We start from the raw sequence: 20,353 nt of genomic DNA, 5'->3' as shown, positions 1-20,353 counted from the left end.
CTAACCGGGAAGACGCAGCAAGGCCTTGGCGAGGATGTTGCGTTGAATCTCGTTGGAGCCGCCGAAAATCGCGGGCGAACGCGAATCGAGAAACAGGTTCATTGCGTCGATCTCGACATCCCCAGCGGTGAGATCGTCAGCAAGCCGCGCCTCTTCACCCGCCACCGTGAGCATTTCCTCGGTGATCCGCTGGTAGAGCTCGGTCGTGAAGATCTTGAGAGCAGAGACATCGGCGCCGAGCTCTCCGCCAGCGCGCAGAACCTTCGCATAGCGCTCGAAGGCGGATCCGAGGTCGTAGAGATCGAGCCTGAGGCGGGCGAAGCGCGACATGAACGCAGGATCTTCGAACGCGCCGCGGGCTTCCGCGAGCCGTCGCAGACGCTCGAGCGCGTATTCAGGGCGCGTCGGTGCCCCCAGGAAGATGCGCTCGTGGCCAAGCACTGACTTCGCGACGGTCCAGCCTTCATTGACCTTGCCAACCAGGTTCTTCAGCGGCACACGCACATTGTCGAAGAAGACCTCGCAAAAGTCGGCCTCGCCACGCAGATTCGCAATTGGCCGGACGCGAACACCGGGCGACGACAGGTCGAGCAACAGGACGGTGATACCCTTCTGGCGCACCTTGGCGTCACGTTCGGTACGAACGAGGACGAAGATCCAATTTGCGCAATGGGCTAGCGTCGTCCATATCTTCTGTCCGTTGACCACGAACTCATCGCCATCCAGCACCGCCGACGTCTGCAGGCTCGCGAGATCGGATCCCGCATTGGGCTCCGAATAACCCTGACACCAGACGTGCTCGCCGGACAATATCCGCGGCAGATAGTGGGCCTTCTGTTCTTCGGAGCCGTACTCGATGAGGAGTGGACCGACAAGCCCGATGCCATGATCCGGAATGCGCGGACAGCCAAGGCGTCCCCATTCCTCGACATAGATCATGTGCTTGGCCGCTGAGAGGCCCATGCCGCCGTACTGCCGCGGCCAGGTGGGAGCCAGCCAGCCCTTGGCGGCCAGCGCATGATACCACTCGGCGACTTCGTTGAAGAGCGGACGCTGCTTGCGCATGTAGCGCAGATGGACCGGGCAGTTCTGGTCAACCCACGCGCGAAAGATCGACCTGAACTCTTCGTCGGGAATGTCGTTCCAGTCGGACGCCATCAAAGCACGTCCTTGAAGATCGGGGTGCGCTTCTCCATGAATGCCCGCATCGCTTCCTTGGAATCGTCGTGCTGTGTCATCTCCACCGTGAGGTTCTGCTCGAAGCGATAGCCGTCCTTGAGGCCCATCGTTTCGACCGTATTGATCGCGCGTTTGGCGAGCTTGAGCGCCATCGGGCTCTTCTTTGCGATCTCGGCGGCCATCTTGAGGGCAGCGGGCATCAGCTCTTCCCGAGGCAGGCAGTCCTCGATGATGCCGCGGCGATAGAGCTCAGCCGCCGGCACCCGGTAGCCGGTCAGCACCATGCGGCGCGCCAGCGTATGCGGAATGATCCGCATCGTATGCCGCACCCCGCCCATCAACCCGACATCGATCTCGGGCAGACCGAACACCGCGTTCTCGGAGGCCAGGATGATGTCCGAGCAGAGCGCGAGGCCGAGGCCAGCTCCCAGCGCCGGACCGTTCACCGCGGCGATCACCGGCTTGTTGGATTCGATGATGCAGAAGCCGACCTCGCGCGCCCGCCGCAGATGGCGATAGGTGTCACCCGGCACCGCGCCGACCTTGCCCCGCGATTTGATGTCGGCGCCAGCCGAGAAGGTCTTTCCGGCACCGGTCAAGACGATCACACGCACCGTCGGGGTCTCGTTCAGTTCGTCGAAGACAGCAATGAACTCCTCGACGAACTCCTTGGATTGCGCGTTCACCGGCGGCGCATCCATCGTCACGACCGCAATGTGATCCTTGATCTCGGTCTTGATCAGATTGTTATCCATTAGGTCCTCCCGCGGCGATGGCCGCTTTCGCGTTCGACAAACTCCAGGCGCAGCTGTTCCGGCTGTCCCAGCATGGCATTGAGATTGATGGTGCGCTTCAGATAGAGACCGATGTCACATTCGTCGGTGTACCCCATGGCGCCATGAAGATGCACCGCGCGACGGCAGATCGAGAATGCGGCTTCGCCCGCCCGTGCCTTGGCCGCCAATACGGCAAGCTCCGCCGTATCGTCATCGTCCGCCTGCAGCGCATCGACCGCGTTGATCACGGCTGCGGCGGCGAATTCCGCTTCGATCCACATGTCGACCAGGCGGTGCTGGATGGCTTGGAAGCTGCCGATCGGCTTGCCGAACTGCACGCGGTCGCTCGTATAGGCGATCGTGAGCTCGAGCGCTTTCGATGCGAGCCCGGTCAGCTCGGCCGCGAGCGCCAGCCGCGTATGCCGGATCGCCTTGCGGAGCAGATCCTCGGATCGGTTCGCGCGCGACAGCACGCGATCCGCCGCGACCGCACAATCGGAAAACGAGATGGTCGCAAGCGCACTGCCATCAACCCCGGCCCGTTCCGATATCGTCACCCCGTCTGCATCGGCGGCGACGCTCAGAAGCATGACACCGTCGACGTCCTGGGCGACCACAAGGAAATCCGTCGCGGCACGCGCCGCATCGACGAAGCGTGTTTCGCCCGACAGAGCGATGCTGCCATTGACGCTGCGCGCGACAACCGAGTCCGCGCCGGATGTCCATGCCGGCACCGCGACAATCTCGCCGCTGGCTATTCCGGCCGCCAAACGGTTGCGCTCTGCCCCCGGCGAAGCGCCGGCAAGCAACGTCGCGGTAAAGACCGAGGCCGTGCCGGTTGGTTCGGCGATCAGGGCACGCCCCAGCGCCTCGCTGAGGACAGCCTGCTCGCGCGGCCCGAGACCCGCGCCGCCGCATTCTTCGGGCAACAACAGCCCGATCCAGCCAGCTTCCGCCATCGCGGACCAGATCAGCGGATCCATGGTCCCGCCGCGGGCGCGTTTGTCGCGCATGGCCTTGGCACCTGGAAAGCGCGCGGCAAAGCCGGTGACGCTGTCACGAAGCATCAGAAGTGTACCGTCGGGATCGTCCAGCATCAGTTCGGGCATGGTCTCTGATTCTCGGTGACGCCAGCGCCGACGTTAGGTCGGCAATGCATGGTCTTTGAACAATTCGCGCAGCTTGGTCTTCTGCAGCTTCCCGGTCGCGGTGTGCGGCAACTCGTTCACAAAGACGACATCGTCTGGCAACCACCACTTCGCGACACGGCCCGACATGTAGTCCAGGATGTCCTCGCGTGCAGGGTCTGTGTCCGGTTTGCGGACCACGACCAGAAGCGGCCGCTCCTGCCATTTCGGATGCGGCAGTCCGATGACCGCAGCCTCCTGCACGGCCGGATGGGCGACCGCGACATTCTCGAGGTCGATCGAAGAGATCCACTCGCCGCCAGATTTGATCACATCTTTCGAGCGATCCGTGATCTGGATGTAACTGTCGGTGTCGATGGTTGCGACGTCGCCCGTCGCAAACCAGCCTTCCGCATCCAGAACCGCCCCGCCCTCTCCCTTGAAATAGCCCGACGCGACCCAGGGCCCACGCACCATCAGGTTGCCGGCGCTTACGCCGTCATGCGGCAGCGGCGTTCCGTCTTCGCCCACAATCCTTATCTCGACGCCGTAGATCGCGCGCCCCTGCTTGCACTGCATAGACACCTGGTCGGCGGCCGGCAGATCGCGATGAACCGGCAGAAGATTGCCGATAGAGCCAAGCGGGCTTGTTTCGCTCATGCCCCAAGCGTGGATGACGAAGGCGTCGAAGACATTGCGGAACTTCTCGATGACGCTGCGCGGCGCTGCGGATCCCCCGACGACCACACGCTCAAGCTTGACTGCGGAAAGATCGAGCCCTGGGTTTTCCTCGACGTACTTGAAGAAGCCCAGCCACACGGTCGGCACGCCAAGCGAGAAATTGCAGCCTTCTTGCACGGCGAGATCGAAGATGCTCTTGCCATCCAGGCTTGGACCGGGCAGCACGACCTTGGCTCCGCACATCGCTGCCGCGTAGGGAATCCCCCATGCGTTCACGTGAAACAAGGGCACGACGAGAAGAACGCTGTCACTGCTCGCCAGCTTAAGACCATCGTTCGCGCAGGCGACAAACGAATGCAGGATGGTCGAACGGTGGCTGTAGAGCACCCCCTTGGGGTTGCCGGTCGTGCCGGATGTGTAGCAGAGCGACGACGCCGTTCGCTCGTCGAACGCCGGCCAGGTCAGGATGTCGTCCTCCGCCTCAACGAGCGCATCGTAACAGAGGCAGCCCGGAAGCTGAGCTGGAAGGTGCGCGTTGTCCGTCATCGCTACCAGTTTGTCGACAGTGACGAGATTGGGCCGCAGCTTCTGAACGAGATCGGCGAAGGTGATGTCGAACAGCAGCACCCGATTTTCGGCGTGGTTGATGATATAGTCGATCTGCTCGGGAAACAGGCGCGGATTGACGGTGTGCAGCACCGCGCCGATGCCGGATACAGCGAAATAGAGCTCCATGTGACGATGGGTGTTCCAGGCGAGCGTCGCGACGCGATCGCCCGGCTTGACGCCGAGCTTGATCAGCGCCTTTGCGAGCTTTGCTGCGCGCGACCGCAATCCGGCATAATTGCTGCGATGGATCGTCCCCTCGCAGGTCTTGCTGACGATCTCTGTCCTGGGGTGGAAACGCGCCGCATGCTCGATCAGACTCGAGATCAGTAAAGGTCGATCCTGCATCAATCCGAGCACTGAGCCGCCTCCTCCAAAACCCAAGCTGCGGGCGGCCATTGTTGATCTTGCCGTCCTCTCCCAGACATTTCTTGGTGGCGGTGCAAACTGTCAAACGAAACGATCCGCGCGAAGGCGAATTTCACATCCTTGAAAATGCGCGAGCGACGATCGCTTCGTCTTCGCTCGGAGTGCTCCCTGCACCATTATGGCGCAAGCCAAATTGTGAGAGTAAGGCTACAGCGCGATGGGGTCTCTTCGGGACGCTCGCAAGCGCCGCCGCTGGACACGCTCCTGCTTGTGCCGCGAACGGCCCCTGCGCGATGCCAAGCCACCTACCAACTTCTGACCACACGGCCACTCGCGATCAAGATTCGTCCCGCGAAAAGATCAGAGGTCTTCGAGCCGGCGCCATGAATGTTGCACGCGGCGGTCTTCTCTGCCGAACGCAAAATAGAAACCGCCGCCGCCGGGCTGGTCATAAGCACGATCAATCGCGACGCCAAAACAGTGGCAATACAGCAGAGTGCCGACGCCACCGTGGCCGACAAAAAGCACGTCGCCCGGTTTATTCCGGGCCAAGACGTGTTCGACCTCGTGAACGATGCGCCGCTGCGCGTCAACCGCCCGCTCCCAGCCTCGAACGCTGATCCGGGGCCGCGCAAAAAACTGATCGGCAACCGCCTCAAATTCATCAGGCATCAGGAAGCCAGTAGCGGATCGGTCATTCTCGTGCATTGCCTCCCGCACCTCGACCTCGACGTTCAGCTTTGCGGCGATGATCTCGGCGGTCTCGATTGCCTTCCGCTCACCACTGGAGATGATCTGCGTGGTGCGTGAGAGCTCTCTCGTACCCGCCACTGCCTCCATGCGAGCCCTCCCGATCTCACTCAGGCCCCAGGATGGGACGGGAATCGCCGGATCAATGTTCACCTGGGGATGGGTGAGATAGCGTACGAGGCTCGTCATGAGCTACGCATCGTTCTGCGTCGAGACCCGCAGCCCCGCGGCATTGAAGACGTGCACGTCCCGAGCTGCGGCATTGAGCATAGCCCGTTCGCCGGGCATCGGGGTCTGCCTGCCGCGCACCTCGGCAACGAACAGCCTGTCGTCAGCACGGCGAACATAGGCAAAGGAGGCTTCGCCGAGCCGTTCGACCAGTTCAACGACGCCTTCCACGGCGAAGGGACCGCCTTCCCCTCGGCCAAGGTGCTCCGGACGGACACCGACCGTCAGCGTGTCGCCAACCTTCAATGAGGTTACTGGCAGATCGAAGCTACGAAAGCCGGGTCCCGCGACGCGTGCGCATCCGCCATCGACACTGGCAACCTTCGCCTCGAAAAAATTCATTGCAGGCGAGCCGATGAACCCGGCAACGAACAGATTTGCAGGCGTATAGTAGAGATCGAGCGGCCTGCCGACCTGCTCAATGCAGCCCTTGTTCATCACGACGATGCGGTCGGCGAGCGTCATCGCTTCGACCTGGTCGTGCGTGACGTAGACGATGGTCGACTTCAGCATTCGATGCAGATTCGCGATCTCGACCCGTGTCGAGACGCGCAAGGCCGCGTCGAGATTGGAGAGCGGCTCGTCAAACAGGAAAACGGCGGGCTCGCGCACGATCGCACGACCGATCGCAACGCGCTGACGCTGTCCGCCGGAGAGATCGCGCGGATAGCGCTCGAGCAATTCGTCGAGCCGCAGCATGCGGGCCGCCTCTGCCACGCGCCGTTCGCGCTCAGTCGGCTGCACCCCGGTGAATTTCAACCCGAACGTCATGTTCTTGCGCACGTTCATGTGCGGATAGAGCGCGTAGGACTGGAACACCATTGCGATGCCGCGCTCGGCGGGTGCGAGCGTGTTGACGAGCTTGCCGGCGATATGGATGTCGCCGCCCGACGCACCGTCGAGCCCGGCAATCATCCGCAGAAGCGTCGACTTGCCGCACCCCGATGGGCCGACGAGAACGACGAATTCGCCATCCTGGATGTCCAGGTTAACGTCGTTGAGCACGGTCGTCGCGCCATAACGTTTATTGAGGTGCTCGATGCGCAGATTGGCCATTCTGACAACCTATTTGACCGCGCCGGAGGTGAGACCTGCGATGAGTTGGCGCGAGAGAATCACGTAGATCACGACGACCGGCAGGATCGCCATAGACAGTGCGGCGAGCACGGAATTCCAGTCGGTGATGTATTGGCCAAGAAACTGCTGCACGCCGAGCGTGACCGTATGCGTCGAATCGCTCGACGTCAGGATCAGCGGAAACCACAGGTCGTTCCAGATCGGCACGATAGTGAAAACGGCGACGGTCGCGATCGCCGGCCGCAGCAGCGGCGCGACCACCTCGAAAAAGATGCGGGTTTCCGGCACGCCGTCGCAGCGCGCAGCGTCGCGCAGGTCCTTTGGGATCTGCTGGATGAACTCGCTCAATATGAAGATCGACAACGGCAGGCCTTGCGCGACGTAGACGAGAATCAGGGCCGTCAACGTGTCGTTGAGGCCGGCCGACCGCATCATGTTGAGAATCGCGACGGAGCCAAGCCGGATCGGCACCATGATTCCGATCGACAGAAACAGCGCGAGCGCCGTCGAACCGCGAAAGCGGTACTCGGTCAGCGCCCAGGCCGCCATCGCGCCAAACAGCAGCACGAGCGCCATGCTGACGAGGGTCACGATCAGCGAGTTCGAATAGTAGGTCAGGATATGGGAGGAGCGAAAGACCTTCTCATAGCCAATGAGGCTGAAGGTTGTAGCATCCGGCGGCGCGAGCGGGCTACCGAAGATGGCGCTACGAATCTTGAACGAATTCATAACGACAAGCAGGATCGGGCCTACCGCCAGCAGGCTGTACGCGATCAGGACGAGATGGACGCTGAAGCTCCTTGCGCGCTGCTCCGCTGTCATGCCGGCTCCTCAGAAAGCGTAACGGCGGATGCGCCGCTGCACGAGGAAGAGATAGAGACAAAGGCCAAGGAGGATGATGAAGAACATCACCGTCGCGACCGCGGCGCCCATCGTCGGATTGCCGAGCTGGAGCTGGTTGCCGAAGAAAGTGCGGTAGAAGAACGTGCCGAGAATGTCGGTCGCGAAATTCGGCCCCGCAAGCGCGCCCTTGACTGAATAGATCAGATCGAAAGCGTTGAAGTTGGCGACGAAGGTCAAGACCGAGACCAGGCTGATCGTCGGCAGGACCAGCGGAAGCTTGATGTGGAAGAAGATACGGAAATGTCCGAGCCCGTCGACGCGTGCTGCGTCGATCAGCTCTTCGGGGATGTTGAGCAGCGCAGCATAGATCAACATCATCGGGATGCCGACGAATTGCCAGACGGAAATGAGGGACAGTGTTACGAGCGCGCTCGATTCGAGCCCCAGCCAAGGAGCAAACAGTGAGCCCAACCCCACGGCCTTCAAAGCGCCAGCAGCTACGCCCCAGAGCGGGGATAGGATCAGGTTCCAGGAGAAGCCAACGATGACGACCGAAAGCATCGTCGGAAGAAACATGACGGTGCGATAGAAACCCTTGAGCCTCAACCCCGGCAGGCTCAGCAATCCTGCGAGCGCGATACCGATCGGATTCTGCACGCACATATGCACGGCAAAGAATATCAGATTATTGCTAAAGGCATTCCAGAACGGCTTCGACCACAGCGCGTCGCCGAGCAGCGTCCCGAAATTGGCAAGCCCGACGAAATACCGGGCTCCAGACGGATCGCTTGTGTAGGTGGAGAGCGCCATCGTCGCAACGAGCGGATAGATCGAGAACAGGCTGTAGATCGCGACCGCAGGTCCGAGAAAGAACAGCAGGAGGCCCGCGAGTCTTGCGCGAGGCATCTGAGCGGTAATGTTCGAGACGGATTCTGGCATGGCGAAAAGAGATCAAACCCAGCGTGCGTTATCGTCCCTCTCCGCGCTTGAGGCTCGCGCCATGTGTTAGCGGAGTGTGCATAACCAAACGACGGAAGGTCCCTCTCCCCGCGCACGCGGGGAGAGGGACTGGTGTCACTTAGCGGGCTTGTACCACTTGTCGAGGCCGTCCTGCAGTTGCTTGCCGGCGGCATCAGGCGTCAGCTTGCCGTTGACGACCTGCGCCGATACGTTCCAAAGCTCGTTTTCCAGATTCGGCGTACCGCGCGACAGGATCTGATACGAGTTGCGGATCGTCGACTTGCAGGTCTGACGCCATCCGACCATCGTCGCCGCGACGTCGTCCTCGACCTTCACCGGAGTCTTGGCGAGGGGGAAGAAGCCGGGAAGCGCGTTGGCGTAGATCGTTGCGAATTCCGGCGTCGTCAGCCATTCCAGGAACTTCTTCGCGTCCTCCTTGTTCTTCGACGCTGCGTTGACGCCCATCGCGATGTCGGTGTGATCGGAGATGTAGCAATCCGTCGTGCCGGCCGGCTGCGGCGGCGGAAATGCACCCATCGCGAATTTCGCCTGACCGCGGAACGTCGAGATATCCCACGAGCCAGCCGCATAGATAGCGCCCTTGCCGAGCGAGAACAGGTTCTGGCTGTCGGCGTAGGTCTGCGCCTGGAAGCCCGATCCCAGATACGGCGCCCAGCTGGCGATCTCCTTGAATGCCGCGACATATTGCGGGTCGGTGAGCTTCTCCTTGCCGGCAATCAGATTGGCGCGACCGGTCTCGCCTTTCCAATAGTCGGGGCCGATGTTCTGGAATCCCATGGTCGCGGCCTCCCACTGGTCAGCCGTTCCCATCACCAGCGGGACGTATGTCCCGTCCTTCTTCAGTTTCTCAAGTACCGCGTGAAATTCCTCGAGCGTCTTCGGCTCGGACACGCCGACCTTGGCGAAAGCTTCCTTGTTGTAGATGAACCCGGCGATGACGGAGGCGATCGGAACACAGAAGGTCGTTTTGCCGTCGTCGGTTTGCCATGCGGCTTTCGCGACATCGGAGAAATTGTCCATGCCCTTGAGGCCGTCGACGCTGTCGAGCTGATGCTTCTGGTAGAGCGCGAGCGAGGCGTCGAACGGACGGCACGTAATGAGGTCGCCGGCGGTGCCACCATCGAGCCGCGCGTTGAGGGCGGCGTTGTATTCCTTGGGCGCCGAAGGCGCGAATTCGATCTTGATGTCGGGATAATGCTTGTTGAAGGCGGGAATGATCTTCGAGTTCCAGATGTCGGCGTCGTCGTTGCGCCAGCTCTCGATCTTCAACGAGCCTGCCTGGGCCGACGCAAGCCCCGCAAGCAACGCCAACGCGGCAACCTCAGCTCCCATTGCAGCCTTGAATGTCCGTCTCATGTTACGCTCCCTTGTTCGGGCCTTCGCCCTTGATTTCGTTGGCTCTTGCGCGTGCGCGGCGCAACGCGTCGTCTATCCGGCCTTCCGCAGCAGCGAGCGACGTAACGGCTTCGCTCATGCTGACGATACCGCAGGCAATCAGGATTGCCGGCTTGACCTCGCCGCCGGCCTCGCGCAGCGCCGCCTCCGCTTCCGCATTGCTGACGCCGGCAATTGTTGCGACGATTCCGCGCGCCCGCTCGCGCAATTTCGCATTGTCGGCCTTCAGATTGACCATCAGGCCCTGATGGATGTGACCAAGCTCGAATCCCATCAATGACGAGAGCATGCCGAGCGCGGCCTTTTGCGCAGCTCCGGCCGCGAGCCGTGTCGAGCCGCGCAGCGCCTCCTCCCCGCTTTCGAGCAGGATCGACGCGTCGGCGCCGACGAGCAAGGGCGAGCCTGGACGATGCGCGATGCCGATCACGAATGCGCCGCGACGGCGCGCCTCGGCGGCGGCCGCGACAGTGAACGGCGTCGAGCCGCTCGCAGATACGACGATCACGGCATCACGAGAGAGGTCACCAAGCCCGGTCATAGCCCGCTCACCGGCTGCGGCATCGTCCTCCGCGGCCCCATCGATGCGGAACGGATCAGCGGTCCCGCCGGGCAGGACGATTGCGATGCGGCTCTCCTCAAGGCCGAACGTGCCCGGAAGCTCGGCCGCATCTTCGGCCGCCGCAAGACCAGAGGAGCCTGCACCCGCATAGACCAGACGCCCGCCTGCCCGCCAGATCGCGGCGAGGCGAAGCGCGGCAGCGCGAATGTCGGCGGAGACAGCCGCGACCGAGGCGACTGCGCGGCGATAGGATGCGAGCATCGCCTCTGCGAACACGGCATCGTCGACCACCGCGCCGGTGTCGCGCCATCCCTCCCCGTCCACCTCCAAGTTCGGCAGCCCCGACATCGTGAATACCAATGGTAGATACCTCTTGTATTTGTTTTAGCCACGTGACATACCACTTGTCTAGAGGCGTTAAGAAATTTTTTAGGAGGCTCCTTGGCGAAGGCGCAGTTCTTCCTCGGTTTGGATGGTGGCGCGACCCGCTGCCGCGCGAGGCTGCGGGATTCGTTGGGCCGCGAACTGGGGCATGGTCTCGGGCCGGCTTCGAATATCTATCTCGATTTCGACGAGGCCACGCGGGTCGTCCGTGAAACGATCGATGCCGCGATCACCCCCGGCACGCCAAGGCAGGAGATCGCTGTCGGCCTTAGCCTTGCCGGGCTTTCTGATGACAAGGAAGCAGAGCGCGTCTCCGCTGCCCTGCCCGGCTTTGCGCGCATCGTCGCTGTCAATGATGCTGTCGCGGCCTGCGTCGGCGCCAATGGGCTCGGCGACGGCGGACTGATCATCGCGGGTACGGGCTCGGCGGGCATAGCTCGCGTGGGAGGTCGAACGACTATCATCGGCGGACGCGGTTTCTGGCTCGGCGATGACGGATCGGCCGCACGCCTCGGCGAGTCGGCGTTGCGCGCGACGCTGCGCGCGATCGACGGCCTTGAGCCCATGAGCGGCCTGGCGCAAGCGCTCGGTCGCCATTTCGATAACGATCCGTTACGGATGAGCCGCTGGGCAGCGGACGCAAGGCCCCGAGACTACGGCGCCTTCGCACCCGAGATCCTTGACGTCGCCAGGTCCGGAGATCTGCGCGCGCGCGAAATTGTCGGCGAATCCGCCAGCGCGATAGCGGCGCTTGCGAATGCGCTGAATGCGCACGGCGCCGAGCGCATTGCGCTCGCCGGCGGCTTCGGTGAGCCCTTGCGCCCCTTTTTGCCGCCTGATGTGGCCAAGCGCCTCGCCCCGCCGCGGCGCGACGCAGTCGATGGCGCAATCCTGCTCGCCGGCGGAACGCTCGCGGAGGACGCGGCATGTCCATGACCGTCGAAACCGCGCCGGGCCAGAAGCTCTATCGTGCCGTGGTCGACGCGCTTCGGCGCGAGATCGAGACGGGTCGCTTCGCGGAAACGCAATTGCTGCCGGCGGAGCGCGTATTGTGCGAGCTGCTCGACGTATCGCGCACCACGCTGCGCAAGGCGATCGCCGATCTGATCGCTGAAGGAGTGCTGTTTCACCGCCATGGCGCCGGGACCTTTATCCATCGCGCAACGCCGCGCGTCGAACAGCCTTCCTCGCGCCTGACGAGCTTCACGGAAGACATGCGGCTGCGTGGATTGGAGGCGAGTTCGCGCGAGCTCGAACGCGGCGTGTTCCTACCAACGCCGGAAGAGGCAATGATGCTTGGCGTGCGGCCGAACGAACGCGTGTTCCGGCTCGGCCGCCTGCGCCTGGCCGACGATTCGCCCATGGCGATCGAGCGCGCTGCCGTGCCGATACGTTTTCTTCCTGAACAGGATTCGGTCGGCGGTTCGCTTTACGAGGCGCTCTCCGCGCGCGGCTTCAGGCCCACCCGGGGCCTGCAGCGCTTGCGTGCAACCCTCGTCGATAGTGCGGATGCGGAACTGCTCGGCGTCGCACCGGACAGCCCCGCGCTCTATATCCAGCGTATCGCTTATCTCGCCGACGGATCTTGCGTCGAATTCACGAAATCCTGGTACCGAGCCGACGCCTATGATTTCGTCTCCGAACTCACGCTATCGCCACCGGCCCGAAAGGCGCATCGATGACGACCCACATGCTTGAGGAGATCGGCGAGACAGGCGATGCAGTGGCGCGCCAGCTTGGCAAGAATGCGGAGCGACTCGCTGAACTTGGCGCGCGTCTGCGCGCCCTCGATCCACCGCTCGTCGCGACCATCGCCCGCGGCTCGTCGGATTGCTGCGCGCTCTATCTGAAATACCTCGTCGAGATCGTTTCGGGGGTGCCTTGTGCCTCCATCGGCCCGTCCATCGCGACGCTTTACCGTACGCCCATGCGGCTTGAAGGCGGCGTTTCCGTCGCGATCTCGCAATCGGGACGCAGCCCGGACATCATCGAAATGCAGCGCGCCGCACGACGCGGCGGTGCGCTGGCCGTCGCACTGGTCAACGACGTCGCCTCACCGCTCGCGCAAGAGACCGAAGTGCTACTACCGTTGTGCGCAGGCACGGAACGTTCCGTCGCTGCGACCAAATCGATGGTTGCAGGTCTCGCCGCGGGCGCGAGCCTTGTCGCGGCGTGGCGCGAGGACCGGGAGCTCGCAGACGCCCTCACCGGCCTGCCGGACGTCCTGCGTGGTCAAGCGGCGCCGCCGCCCGCGGCGATGCTGGAGAGGCTGGCAAATGCCCGCAGCGCATTCGTGCTTGGCCGCGGCGCGACGCTTGCGATCGCCGCGGAGGCGGCGCTGAAGCTGAAGGAAACGTGCGCCATTCACGCCGAGGCCTACTCTGCAGCGGAGGTGCTTCATGGCCCGGCGGAACTTGTGGCTTCGGGCTTTCCCGTAATCGCCTTCCTGCCGTCCGACGCGGCGCGCGAAGGCATGCTGCCGACGCTCACGGCACTGACCAATGCCGGCGCGACGGTGATTACAATCGAGACGGGTGGCACCGACGAGGCCGATCGTCTCGCGACGGCAAAAGTCGAAGCGACACTTCTGGAGCCGATCGTCATGATCCACCGCTTCTACCGCCTTGCCGAGACGCTTGCGCTCCGGCTCGGGCGCGATCCCGACCGCCCCCGCAACCTGCGCAAGGTGACGGAGACTGTTTGATGACCATTCTGTCCGGTGCGCGGATTTTTGACGGCGAGCGTTTTCTCGATGACCATTCTGTTGTCGTCGAAGGCGAGCGCATCACTGCAATCGTTCCTTACGCCGATGGACCTCGCGGCGCCGCGCGCGATCTCGGTGGCGGCCTGCTGGCGCCCGGCTATATCGATGTGCAGGTCAACGGCGGCGGCGGCGTCCTGTTCAACGAGGATCCGACGCCCGAGGGCATCGCCCGTATCGCGGCCGCGCATCGCAACCACGGCACCGTCGGGCTGCTGCCGACGCTGATAACCGACACGCCGCAAGTGACGGCCATCGCCATTGCCGCCGCGCGCGAGGCGCGGCGTCTGACGCCGGCGTCGCTCGGCATCCATCTGGAAGGGCCGTTCCTGGATCCGCGCCGCAAGGGCGCGCATGAGCTGAGGTACATCCGCAACCTCGAGCCCGACGACGTCGCGACGATCGTCGAAGCGAATTGCGGCTCGGTCATGCTGACGCTCGCGCCCAATCGCGTCGGGGTGGAGAGCATCGCCGAACTTGCCCGGCAGGGCGTGCTCGTCTCGCTCGGTCATTCCGATGCGACCTACAAGGAGGCGCGCGCCGCGGTCGAAGCCGGCGCGTGCGCGTTCACCCATCTGTTCAATGCGATGAGTGCACCGGCCGTTCGCGAGGCGGGCATGGTCGGCGCCGCCCTCGATCTCGACGAGCCGTTCGTCGGCATCATCGCCGACGGCCATCACGTGCATGAGGCGAACCTGCGCATCGCGCTTGCCGCCAAGCGCCGCGATCGTTTCATGCTGATTACCGACGCGATGCCGCCGGCCGCCGGTGGTCCCGATCAATTCGATCTGCTGGGCCGCCGCGTAACAAACGTTGATGGTTGCCTGCGGCTCGACGATGACACGCTCGCCGGTTCGGTGCTGACCATGGACGAGGCAGTGCGTTATGCCGTCAACGTCCTAAGGCTCGATCTCACCGATGCTCTCGCGATGGCCTCCCGCATTCCGGCAACGTTTCTACGGCGTGAGACTGAGCTCGGCCGCATCGCGCCCGGATATCTGGCGAGCCTCGTGCATCTCGACGACGATTTGCGGGTACTCGAAACCTGGATCGAGGGCCGGTCGACCGCCGACCGCCCCTGACGCGATCTGGCGGGCGTTGTTTCGATTGAAGGACGCGATTGAGCCATGTCTTCTTCATCTTGGTCGGCAACGCAGCCCATCCGCGTGCTCGTGGTCGGGCTCGGCACCATGGGAACCAGTCATGCCCGCGCCTACAGAGCGATCGAAGGCTTCGAACTCGTTGGCCTTTGCACGTCTCGTGCGGCCGATCGCCAAGACCTCGAGGCCGAGTTTCCTGGTCTGCCGCGTTTCGAGCGATACGACGAGGCACTCGCGATACTGCGTCCGGACGCTGTCGCGATTTGCACTTACACCGAACATCACGCCGTCATGGCTCTTCAGGCTTTCGCGGCAGGAGCGCATGTGTTCTGCGAAAAGCCGCTGGCCGACACGCTGGAGGCCGCCAGGAGTGTGGTTGAAGCCGCGCGAGGGAGCGGAAAGGCGCTGCTGATCGGCTATATCCTGCGCGTCCATCCGTCATGGTCGCGCTTCGTCGAAATCGGCCGCACGCTCGGAAAGCCGCTCGTGATGCGCATGAATCTCAACCAGCAATCGGCCGGCTCGTTCTGGGAGGTTCACAAGAAGCTCATGCTATCGACCTCGCCGATCGTCGATTGCGGCGTACACTATGTCGACATCATGTGCCAGGTGACGCGCTCGCGGCCGATCACGGTGCACGCGGTCGGAGCGAGGCTCACGGACGAGATTGCACCTAGCATGTACAACTACGGCCATCTTCACATCGTGTTCGAAGACGGATCGGTTGGTTGGTACGAAGTTGGTTGGGGGCCGATGATGAGCGAGACCGCTCATTTCGTGAAGGACATTATCGGACCGAACGGCAGCGTGTCGATCGTTGCAAAGGAAAGCACGGACGCGACTGCGCGTTCGGCGGAACATGACACCCATACGCGCACCAACGCGATTCGCATCCATCACGCGGGTCTGAACTCGGAACGCGACTTCGCGAAGCCCGATGAACTGCTCTCGACCGAAGACGAGCCAAACCATCAGGAACTCTGCGAACGCGAGCAGCAACTGTTTCTGAGGGCGATCCGCGGCGAGATCGATCTGTCCGAGCATCACGAGGCCGCGATCAACTCGCTAAGCATCGCGTTTGCTGCCGACGCCAGCATTCGCAGCGGCGAGGTCGTACGCCTGTAGCGACTGATTCTCGGATGGAGTCGTGTCACGGCACGTCGAACCCGGCATGGAGCAGGACACGATCAGAGCATTGAACTCTCGTGGTGAGTTCGTGGACGTTCACTCGCGGCCGACGAAGCGACAGCTTTGACCGTATGTGCGCAAACGCGCTTCGCTACGCCGAACGTCCGCAAAGAAAAACCCCGGCGGTTACCCGCCGGGGTCCTCTGATCGATCGAGAGATCGAACTTAGAAGTTGCGCTGGGCGCGGAGGAGCATGGAGACCGAGTTCTGGTCCTTCAGCTCATACACGGCTGCCGGCTTAGCCGAAGCAGCAATGCCCGGGCTGTTGATGGCGCCGGTATACTTCTGGTCCAGATGCTGCCAGTTCACGTCAGCCGTGAACGCCAGGTTCTTGACCGGGGTCCACACGGTGTTGACACCGATGACCGCGAAGTTGAAGTCCGGATTACAGGTCGAACCGGCCACGGCGATCGCAGCGAAGTTCGTGCAGATCAGCGCCTTGCCCGTCGTGCCATACCTCAGCTGAGCATAGCCACCGTAGATGGCGCTCGCCCAGTTCGGGTTCCAGTTGTGGGTGTAGCCACCACGGAAGCCCCAAGTCTTGACGGTCTCGATGTCGGTGCCGGTGCCGAAGACGCCGTCAGCAATGCCAGCGAAACCAGTGCTCTGGTAGGCGCCGGCGAGGCCAGTGCCGCTGAACATGAAGAAGCTCTGCGGGAACAGGCTCTGGAAGTTGTAGCGGCTTGCACCATCCGTGTAGACGGCCTGCAGGTTGATGCTGTCGCCAGGTCCGGTCGGGATGTTCTTGATCGACAAGGCGCCCTGAACCGCCCAGCCCCACTTGTCACCGGGATGACCGGTGAGTTCGGTGCTGCCATAGTAAGCGGAATGGATGTCATGCGCGGCAACCGAGATCTGGGCCAGACCCCAGGCCTGGTCGACGCGGATCGCACCGACGATGTCGGGGGAACGCGTGCCACCCCAATCGTTGGCACCGTAGACGCCCGTCACGAACTGAGCCGCGGTACCCGACGACACGTTCCAAAGGTTCGACTGGCCACCGGCCGCCGTCGTCAGATCCTGCAAGGCCACCGAACCGGTGATGCCCTGGCCGAAGTCAGCCGTATAGGCAACCTGGTTCACGCCGGTCACGTTGTTGCTGCCGCCCGGGATGGTGTCGGGACCGCCAGCCGGATAGCTCTGCCACGGAGCGTCGAAGATCGAGACCGTGCGGCCGAAGGTGAAGCCAGCGAACTGGATGAACGCATGGTAGAGGCCGAGCGAGGCGGAACCGCCGAGCACCGCCGGATTCGAGGACGGGTTGCTGCTGTTGACCGAGGTCGTATCCCAAGTGAAGACCATGTCCGCGTAGGTGCGCACAACGCCATACTCGGTCGCCGTGCGGGTATCGACGGTGAGGTCCATACGGGCGCGGCTGTACCAGTAGTTGGTCAGGCGATTATTCGCGCCCTGGGCGTTACCCTGCATGAAGCTATAGTCGCCCGAGCCCACCGTCGTGTCGGCACGAACGTAGCCACCGAACTTGATGCAGGTGTCAGTGCCCGGCATGTAGTAGAATCCGGCTCCGTACAGGGAGCAGATCTTCACGTATTCGACGGCCTTGGCCTTCACGGGAAGATCGGCTGCCTGCGCTCCGCCAACGGCAATCAGAGCCGCCGCCGAGCCAAGCATAAGGCTCTTCGTCAATTTCATTTGCTTACCTCCAAGTTGGTGCTGGGCGACTTGGACGCGATCGACGATCACGGCCTCCGGCCCCTCAATTCCCCATTCGTCCGCCCCCGATCTCCGGTTGCGGAAACGACTTCAAGGGTGCCCCCCTCCGTCGCTAAGTTCGATATAATTCACCAAAACAATCAGCTCAATTAATTGTTGCAATCAATTAACTGTTCGCAGCGGGCTGTTGTAACAGCGCAACACCACTAAATTTGGAGAAATTTGACCTGATGTCGCATCGAAACTGATAGCAAAAAACCCTCGGGGGGCATCCCGAGGGTTTCCTTGGAGGTTTAACAAGCGGTGTTTCGGAACTCCCTATTGAGGAGTTCGAACTGCTCTTAAACGCGATAATGCTTATTCCAATCAATTAATATTTTCAAGTCTCAATTCAAGCCGATGCTTGCCGCTATCTAGCCGCGAAAACTGGGCATTTTACCGCCGTGGATAACGAATATCTGAGAGCAAAATCACTTGAGATGACAGTAGAGTAGCTAGTTAAAGGGCTCTGGTCCTCCAACTTCGCTGGAACTCAAAAATGATCGAGAAAAACCTCGACCGAGCAATCAGGGATTTCATCTGGAATGTGGTCGAGATCCACTCCCAGTTGGAGGATATCCATAAGAGCTGGGCCGAACTCCTCGGCATCACAGAACCGCAATGGCTGATCTTGATGGCCATCGAAGAGTTGGATGAGGGGCAAGGCGTGGCTGGAATCGATGTTGCGGGCAAGTTGCGGATTCATCCGGCATTCGTCACCAACCAGACGAAGAGTCTCGAGAAGGGCGGATTGTTGTCGCGAGCGACTCGTGCGGACGACGCGCGTTATGTCTTGATGTCCCTTACAGCCAAGGCACAAGCCGAAATCGCGAAGCTCGCCAAGAGGAAACTTGCTCTAAACTCGACAATGTTCAACGAGTTCGACGAGAAAGCCTTGGCAGATATCAACGTCTCGCTGGCGACGATTGCGAAGAATGCGCGGCTCGCATCCCGCCTGCTGGCGATAGATATCTCCTGAACGTGGAGCAGCTTGTTGACCGGCGCATCATGCGTCGGGGCCTCCAGCTCGAACGAGCTACAGGGCGGACATCTTTGGACTTGATCTGCTCGCTGCTGGCCGCCTGCTACAGGTAGGTTATCGGTTCAAATTGCCGATGCGGTCCGAGTTTTTGCTGGAGCCAATCGAGAACGAAATTGTCCTTGGTGACGAAGTTTTCGAACTGCCCCGAATTCTGAGCAATTGCAATGGAGCAATCCACTCCGGCAGGCTTGCACTCGGCTTGCAGTTCAAGAGCATCCTGCTGGTCGACCATCGCTCGACCGCCAGCCATAATCAGGACCGGACACCGCATTCGACGCACCAACTGTAGACTGGACTTCTGCACGCGGTCGCGGGCCGGGTCCCACATTCCCGTCATCCAGCCCACGCTCGCTCGATGTCGGAGCGCGGTCCAAAGTCCGCCATCACAAACAGCTGCAACTATCCTGCGGTCGGTTGCAGCGATGCGCGACGCATGACTGGCGGCGATTCTCTCACCGCTGACAGCAATTCGGCCAGCATCGACATCGGATCGGCTTTCCAAATAGTTCAGCCAACTCGCCAGGAAGGCTTCAGGCCCGAATAGACGATACCTTGATGCATCGTCTCCTCGAACAACCAGGATCGACAGATTGCGCCCCTCAGCCGCAGGCAGAAGCCGGCTCAGGATCGTATCGACGGACGATTCCTCGTCGCTAATGCAAATGACCGCGGGTGCAGGCCGTGCGCGACACGCGGCGGGCAGAAAGCACCCGGCAAGCCGCACTTGATCAAAAGGCTCAATCTCTACCCGCTCCACGCGACGAGGCTCACAGGCCTCGAAACTCCTGAGGCTACCCTCGATCCGGTCCTCAAGCGCGGTGCTCGATGAACTCCCTGCCTCGGCGAGTTCTCTTGCCACCTCAAAAGCTGTCAGGGCGCAAAACCAGGATTCACTGGATGACGTTTGCAGCTTTTTCCTGATAGCGAGCTCGGCCGAATCCCGATACCGATCACCAACCGTCATCCAGTTGTGAATCCCGCGGTCGCGATCTCCAGGAGCCGCAACCAACATATTGTCAAGAAATGCCGCTGCAGCGCGCCGCACATCTGCAAGGTTGGCGCTGGCGTTCGTCATCGATGCCTGCGGCCACCAATCGCCGTCCATGTCCCCCTCCGAAGGCCTGCTCTTCAACTCGCATAAGCACCCCTCCTTGAGTATTCGCCCGACTGTCCCCTCAACGCGTCCCTTGTCCATTTCGCGAGCAGGCGAACTTGCCAGCAAGAGACGCTGGCAAAACGCGCACGTCTATTAGGATTGTCGGAACACGACCCAACGAAGATTAGATTTTTGATCGGCTCGGTCAACCCTCGTTGGCGGACATGAATGCAGCAACGATGACCAAGATTGGCCGGATCGTTTCACTTTGTTTCCCGAAGCCCAGCCATGAATCGTCGCGATACAAGCTTCCAGGATTGCATCAACCCTTCGGCATTCTCCAACGTGGCCCCAAGACTTCCATGCCCATCCCGAGCCCTCCTTGCAAGAGCGGGCGGTATTCTTACGGGAAAAGCTGCCGAGCCCGGCGGGCAAGTCGACGCGGCGTGGCGCGGCCCCCCCTCAGATGGCGGAAGCCACCTTTGTACAGGCTGTCAC

At 62.0% G+C, this 20,353-nt stretch carries 18 protein-coding genes; 6 read left to right on the top strand and 12 right to left on the bottom strand.

Annotated elements, in window-relative coordinates:
- The 10 genes from Q3C01_RS00280 to Q3C01_RS00235 all read right to left on the bottom strand — a co-directional run bounded on the left by Q3C01_RS00280 (position 1) and on the right by Q3C01_RS00235 (position 10,931).
- Positions 1 to 1,158, bottom strand: a complete 1,158-nt coding sequence (locus Q3C01_RS00280) for an acyl-CoA dehydrogenase family protein (RefSeq protein WP_458142940.1) — start codon at positions 1,156 to 1,158, stop codon at positions 1 to 3.
- The gene (locus tag Q3C01_RS00275) at positions 1,158 to 1,934 is read right to left on the bottom strand and encodes an enoyl-CoA hydratase/isomerase family protein (protein ID WP_458142938.1); all 777 of its coding nucleotides are present in this window, start codon (positions 1,932 to 1,934) and stop codon (positions 1,158 to 1,160) included. Before Q3C01_RS00275 ends, Q3C01_RS00280 begins: the two co-directional genes overlap by 1 nt.
- Positions 1,934 to 3,064 (bottom strand): acyl-CoA dehydrogenase family protein, encoded by a 1,131-nt coding sequence (locus tag Q3C01_RS00270; RefSeq protein WP_458142936.1) that lies wholly within the window; start codon positions 3,062 to 3,064, stop codon positions 1,934 to 1,936. The genes Q3C01_RS00275 and Q3C01_RS00270 overlap by 1 nt, the downstream gene beginning before the upstream one ends.
- A 33-nt stretch (positions 3,065 to 3,097) precedes the next feature.
- Positions 3,098 to 4,768 (bottom strand): 3-(methylthio)propionyl-CoA ligase, encoded by a 1,671-nt coding sequence (locus Q3C01_RS00265; RefSeq protein ID WP_458142934.1) that lies wholly within the window; start codon positions 4,766 to 4,768, stop codon positions 3,098 to 3,100.
- A gap of 330 nt (positions 4,769 to 5,098) precedes the next feature.
- Entirely contained in the window at positions 5,099 to 5,677 is a 579-nt protein-coding gene (locus Q3C01_RS00260; RefSeq protein ID WP_458142932.1) for a histidine phosphatase family protein, read from the bottom strand.
- A 3-nt stretch (positions 5,678 to 5,680) separates the two neighbouring features.
- Entirely contained in the window at positions 5,681 to 6,772 is a 1,092-nt protein-coding gene (locus tag Q3C01_RS00255) for an ABC transporter ATP-binding protein (RefSeq protein WP_458142931.1), read from the bottom strand.
- A 9-nt stretch (positions 6,773 to 6,781) separates the two neighbouring features.
- Positions 6,782 to 7,615 (bottom strand): carbohydrate ABC transporter permease, encoded by an 834-nt coding sequence (locus Q3C01_RS00250; RefSeq protein ID WP_458142930.1) that lies wholly within the window; start codon positions 7,613 to 7,615, stop codon positions 6,782 to 6,784.
- A gap of 9 nt (positions 7,616 to 7,624) precedes the next feature.
- On the bottom strand, positions 7,625 to 8,542 hold the full coding sequence (locus Q3C01_RS00245) for a carbohydrate ABC transporter permease (protein WP_458142928.1): 918 nt from the start codon (positions 8,540 to 8,542) through the stop codon (positions 7,625 to 7,627).
- A 168-nt stretch (positions 8,543 to 8,710) separates the two neighbouring features.
- On the bottom strand, positions 8,711 to 9,973 hold the full coding sequence (locus tag Q3C01_RS00240) for an ABC transporter substrate-binding protein (RefSeq protein WP_458142926.1): 1,263 nt from the start codon (positions 9,971 to 9,973) through the stop codon (positions 8,711 to 8,713).
- A gap of 1 nt (position 9,974) precedes the next feature.
- Positions 9,975 to 10,931 carry an N-acetylmuramic acid 6-phosphate etherase gene (locus Q3C01_RS00235; RefSeq protein WP_458142925.1) on the bottom strand — a complete coding sequence of 319 codons (957 nt, stop codon included), beginning with the start codon at positions 10,929 to 10,931 and terminating at the stop codon, positions 9,975 to 9,977.
- Positions 10,932 to 11,012: 81 nt separating this feature from the next.
- Here Q3C01_RS00235 and Q3C01_RS00230 point away from each other — a divergent pair, with 81 nt between their 5' ends.
- From Q3C01_RS00230 to Q3C01_RS00210, 5 genes are read left to right on the top strand one after another with little or no spacing between them, the layout of a single operon-like run.
- Complete coding sequence (locus Q3C01_RS00230) at positions 11,013 to 11,891, top strand: glucosamine kinase nucleotide-binding domain-containing protein (RefSeq protein WP_458142924.1); 879 nt, start codon at positions 11,013 to 11,015, stop codon at positions 11,889 to 11,891.
- Positions 11,882 to 12,637 (top strand): GntR family transcriptional regulator, encoded by a 756-nt coding sequence (locus tag Q3C01_RS00225; RefSeq protein ID WP_458142922.1) that lies wholly within the window; start codon positions 11,882 to 11,884, stop codon positions 12,635 to 12,637. The genes Q3C01_RS00230 and Q3C01_RS00225 overlap by 10 nt, the downstream gene beginning before the upstream one ends.
- Positions 12,634 to 13,659, top strand: a complete 1,026-nt coding sequence (locus Q3C01_RS00220; protein ID WP_458142921.1) for an SIS domain-containing protein — start codon at positions 12,634 to 12,636, stop codon at positions 13,657 to 13,659. The genes Q3C01_RS00225 and Q3C01_RS00220 overlap by 4 nt, the downstream gene beginning before the upstream one ends.
- Positions 13,659 to 14,798, top strand: coding sequence for an N-acetylglucosamine-6-phosphate deacetylase (gene nagA, locus Q3C01_RS00215; RefSeq protein WP_458142919.1), 1,140 nt, complete (start codon positions 13,659 to 13,661; stop codon positions 14,796 to 14,798). Before Q3C01_RS00220 ends, nagA begins: the two co-directional genes overlap by 1 nt.
- Positions 14,799 to 14,843: 45 nt before the next feature.
- The gene (locus Q3C01_RS00210; RefSeq protein WP_458142917.1) at positions 14,844 to 15,941 is read left to right on the top strand and encodes a Gfo/Idh/MocA family protein; all 1,098 of its coding nucleotides are present in this window, start codon (positions 14,844 to 14,846) and stop codon (positions 15,939 to 15,941) included.
- Positions 15,942 to 16,169: 228 nt separating this feature from the next.
- Here the strand turns inward: Q3C01_RS00210 and Q3C01_RS00205 are convergent, their stop codons facing one another.
- The gene (locus tag Q3C01_RS00205; RefSeq protein ID WP_458142915.1) at positions 16,170 to 17,657 is read right to left on the bottom strand and encodes a porin; all 1,488 of its coding nucleotides are present in this window, start codon (positions 17,655 to 17,657) and stop codon (positions 16,170 to 16,172) included.
- 559 nt (positions 17,658 to 18,216) lie between these two features.
- On the opposite strand from Q3C01_RS00205, the gene Q3C01_RS00200 reads away from it, so the two are divergent.
- Complete coding sequence (locus tag Q3C01_RS00200) at positions 18,217 to 18,696, top strand: MarR family winged helix-turn-helix transcriptional regulator (protein ID WP_458142914.1); 480 nt, start codon at positions 18,217 to 18,219, stop codon at positions 18,694 to 18,696.
- A gap of 106 nt (positions 18,697 to 18,802) precedes the next feature.
- On the opposite strand, the gene Q3C01_RS00195 is transcribed toward Q3C01_RS00200, so the two are convergent.
- Positions 18,803 to 19,864, bottom strand: a complete 1,062-nt coding sequence (locus Q3C01_RS00195) for an alpha/beta hydrolase family protein (protein WP_458142913.1) — start codon at positions 19,862 to 19,864, stop codon at positions 18,803 to 18,805.
- Positions 19,865 to 20,353 lie beyond the last annotated feature (489 nt).

The sequence above is a fragment of the Bradyrhizobium sp. UFLA05-109 genome (assembly GCF_054185165.1).
Note: the sequence above shows the minus strand (reverse complement) of the source record. Positions and strands in the feature narration are given on the sequence as shown.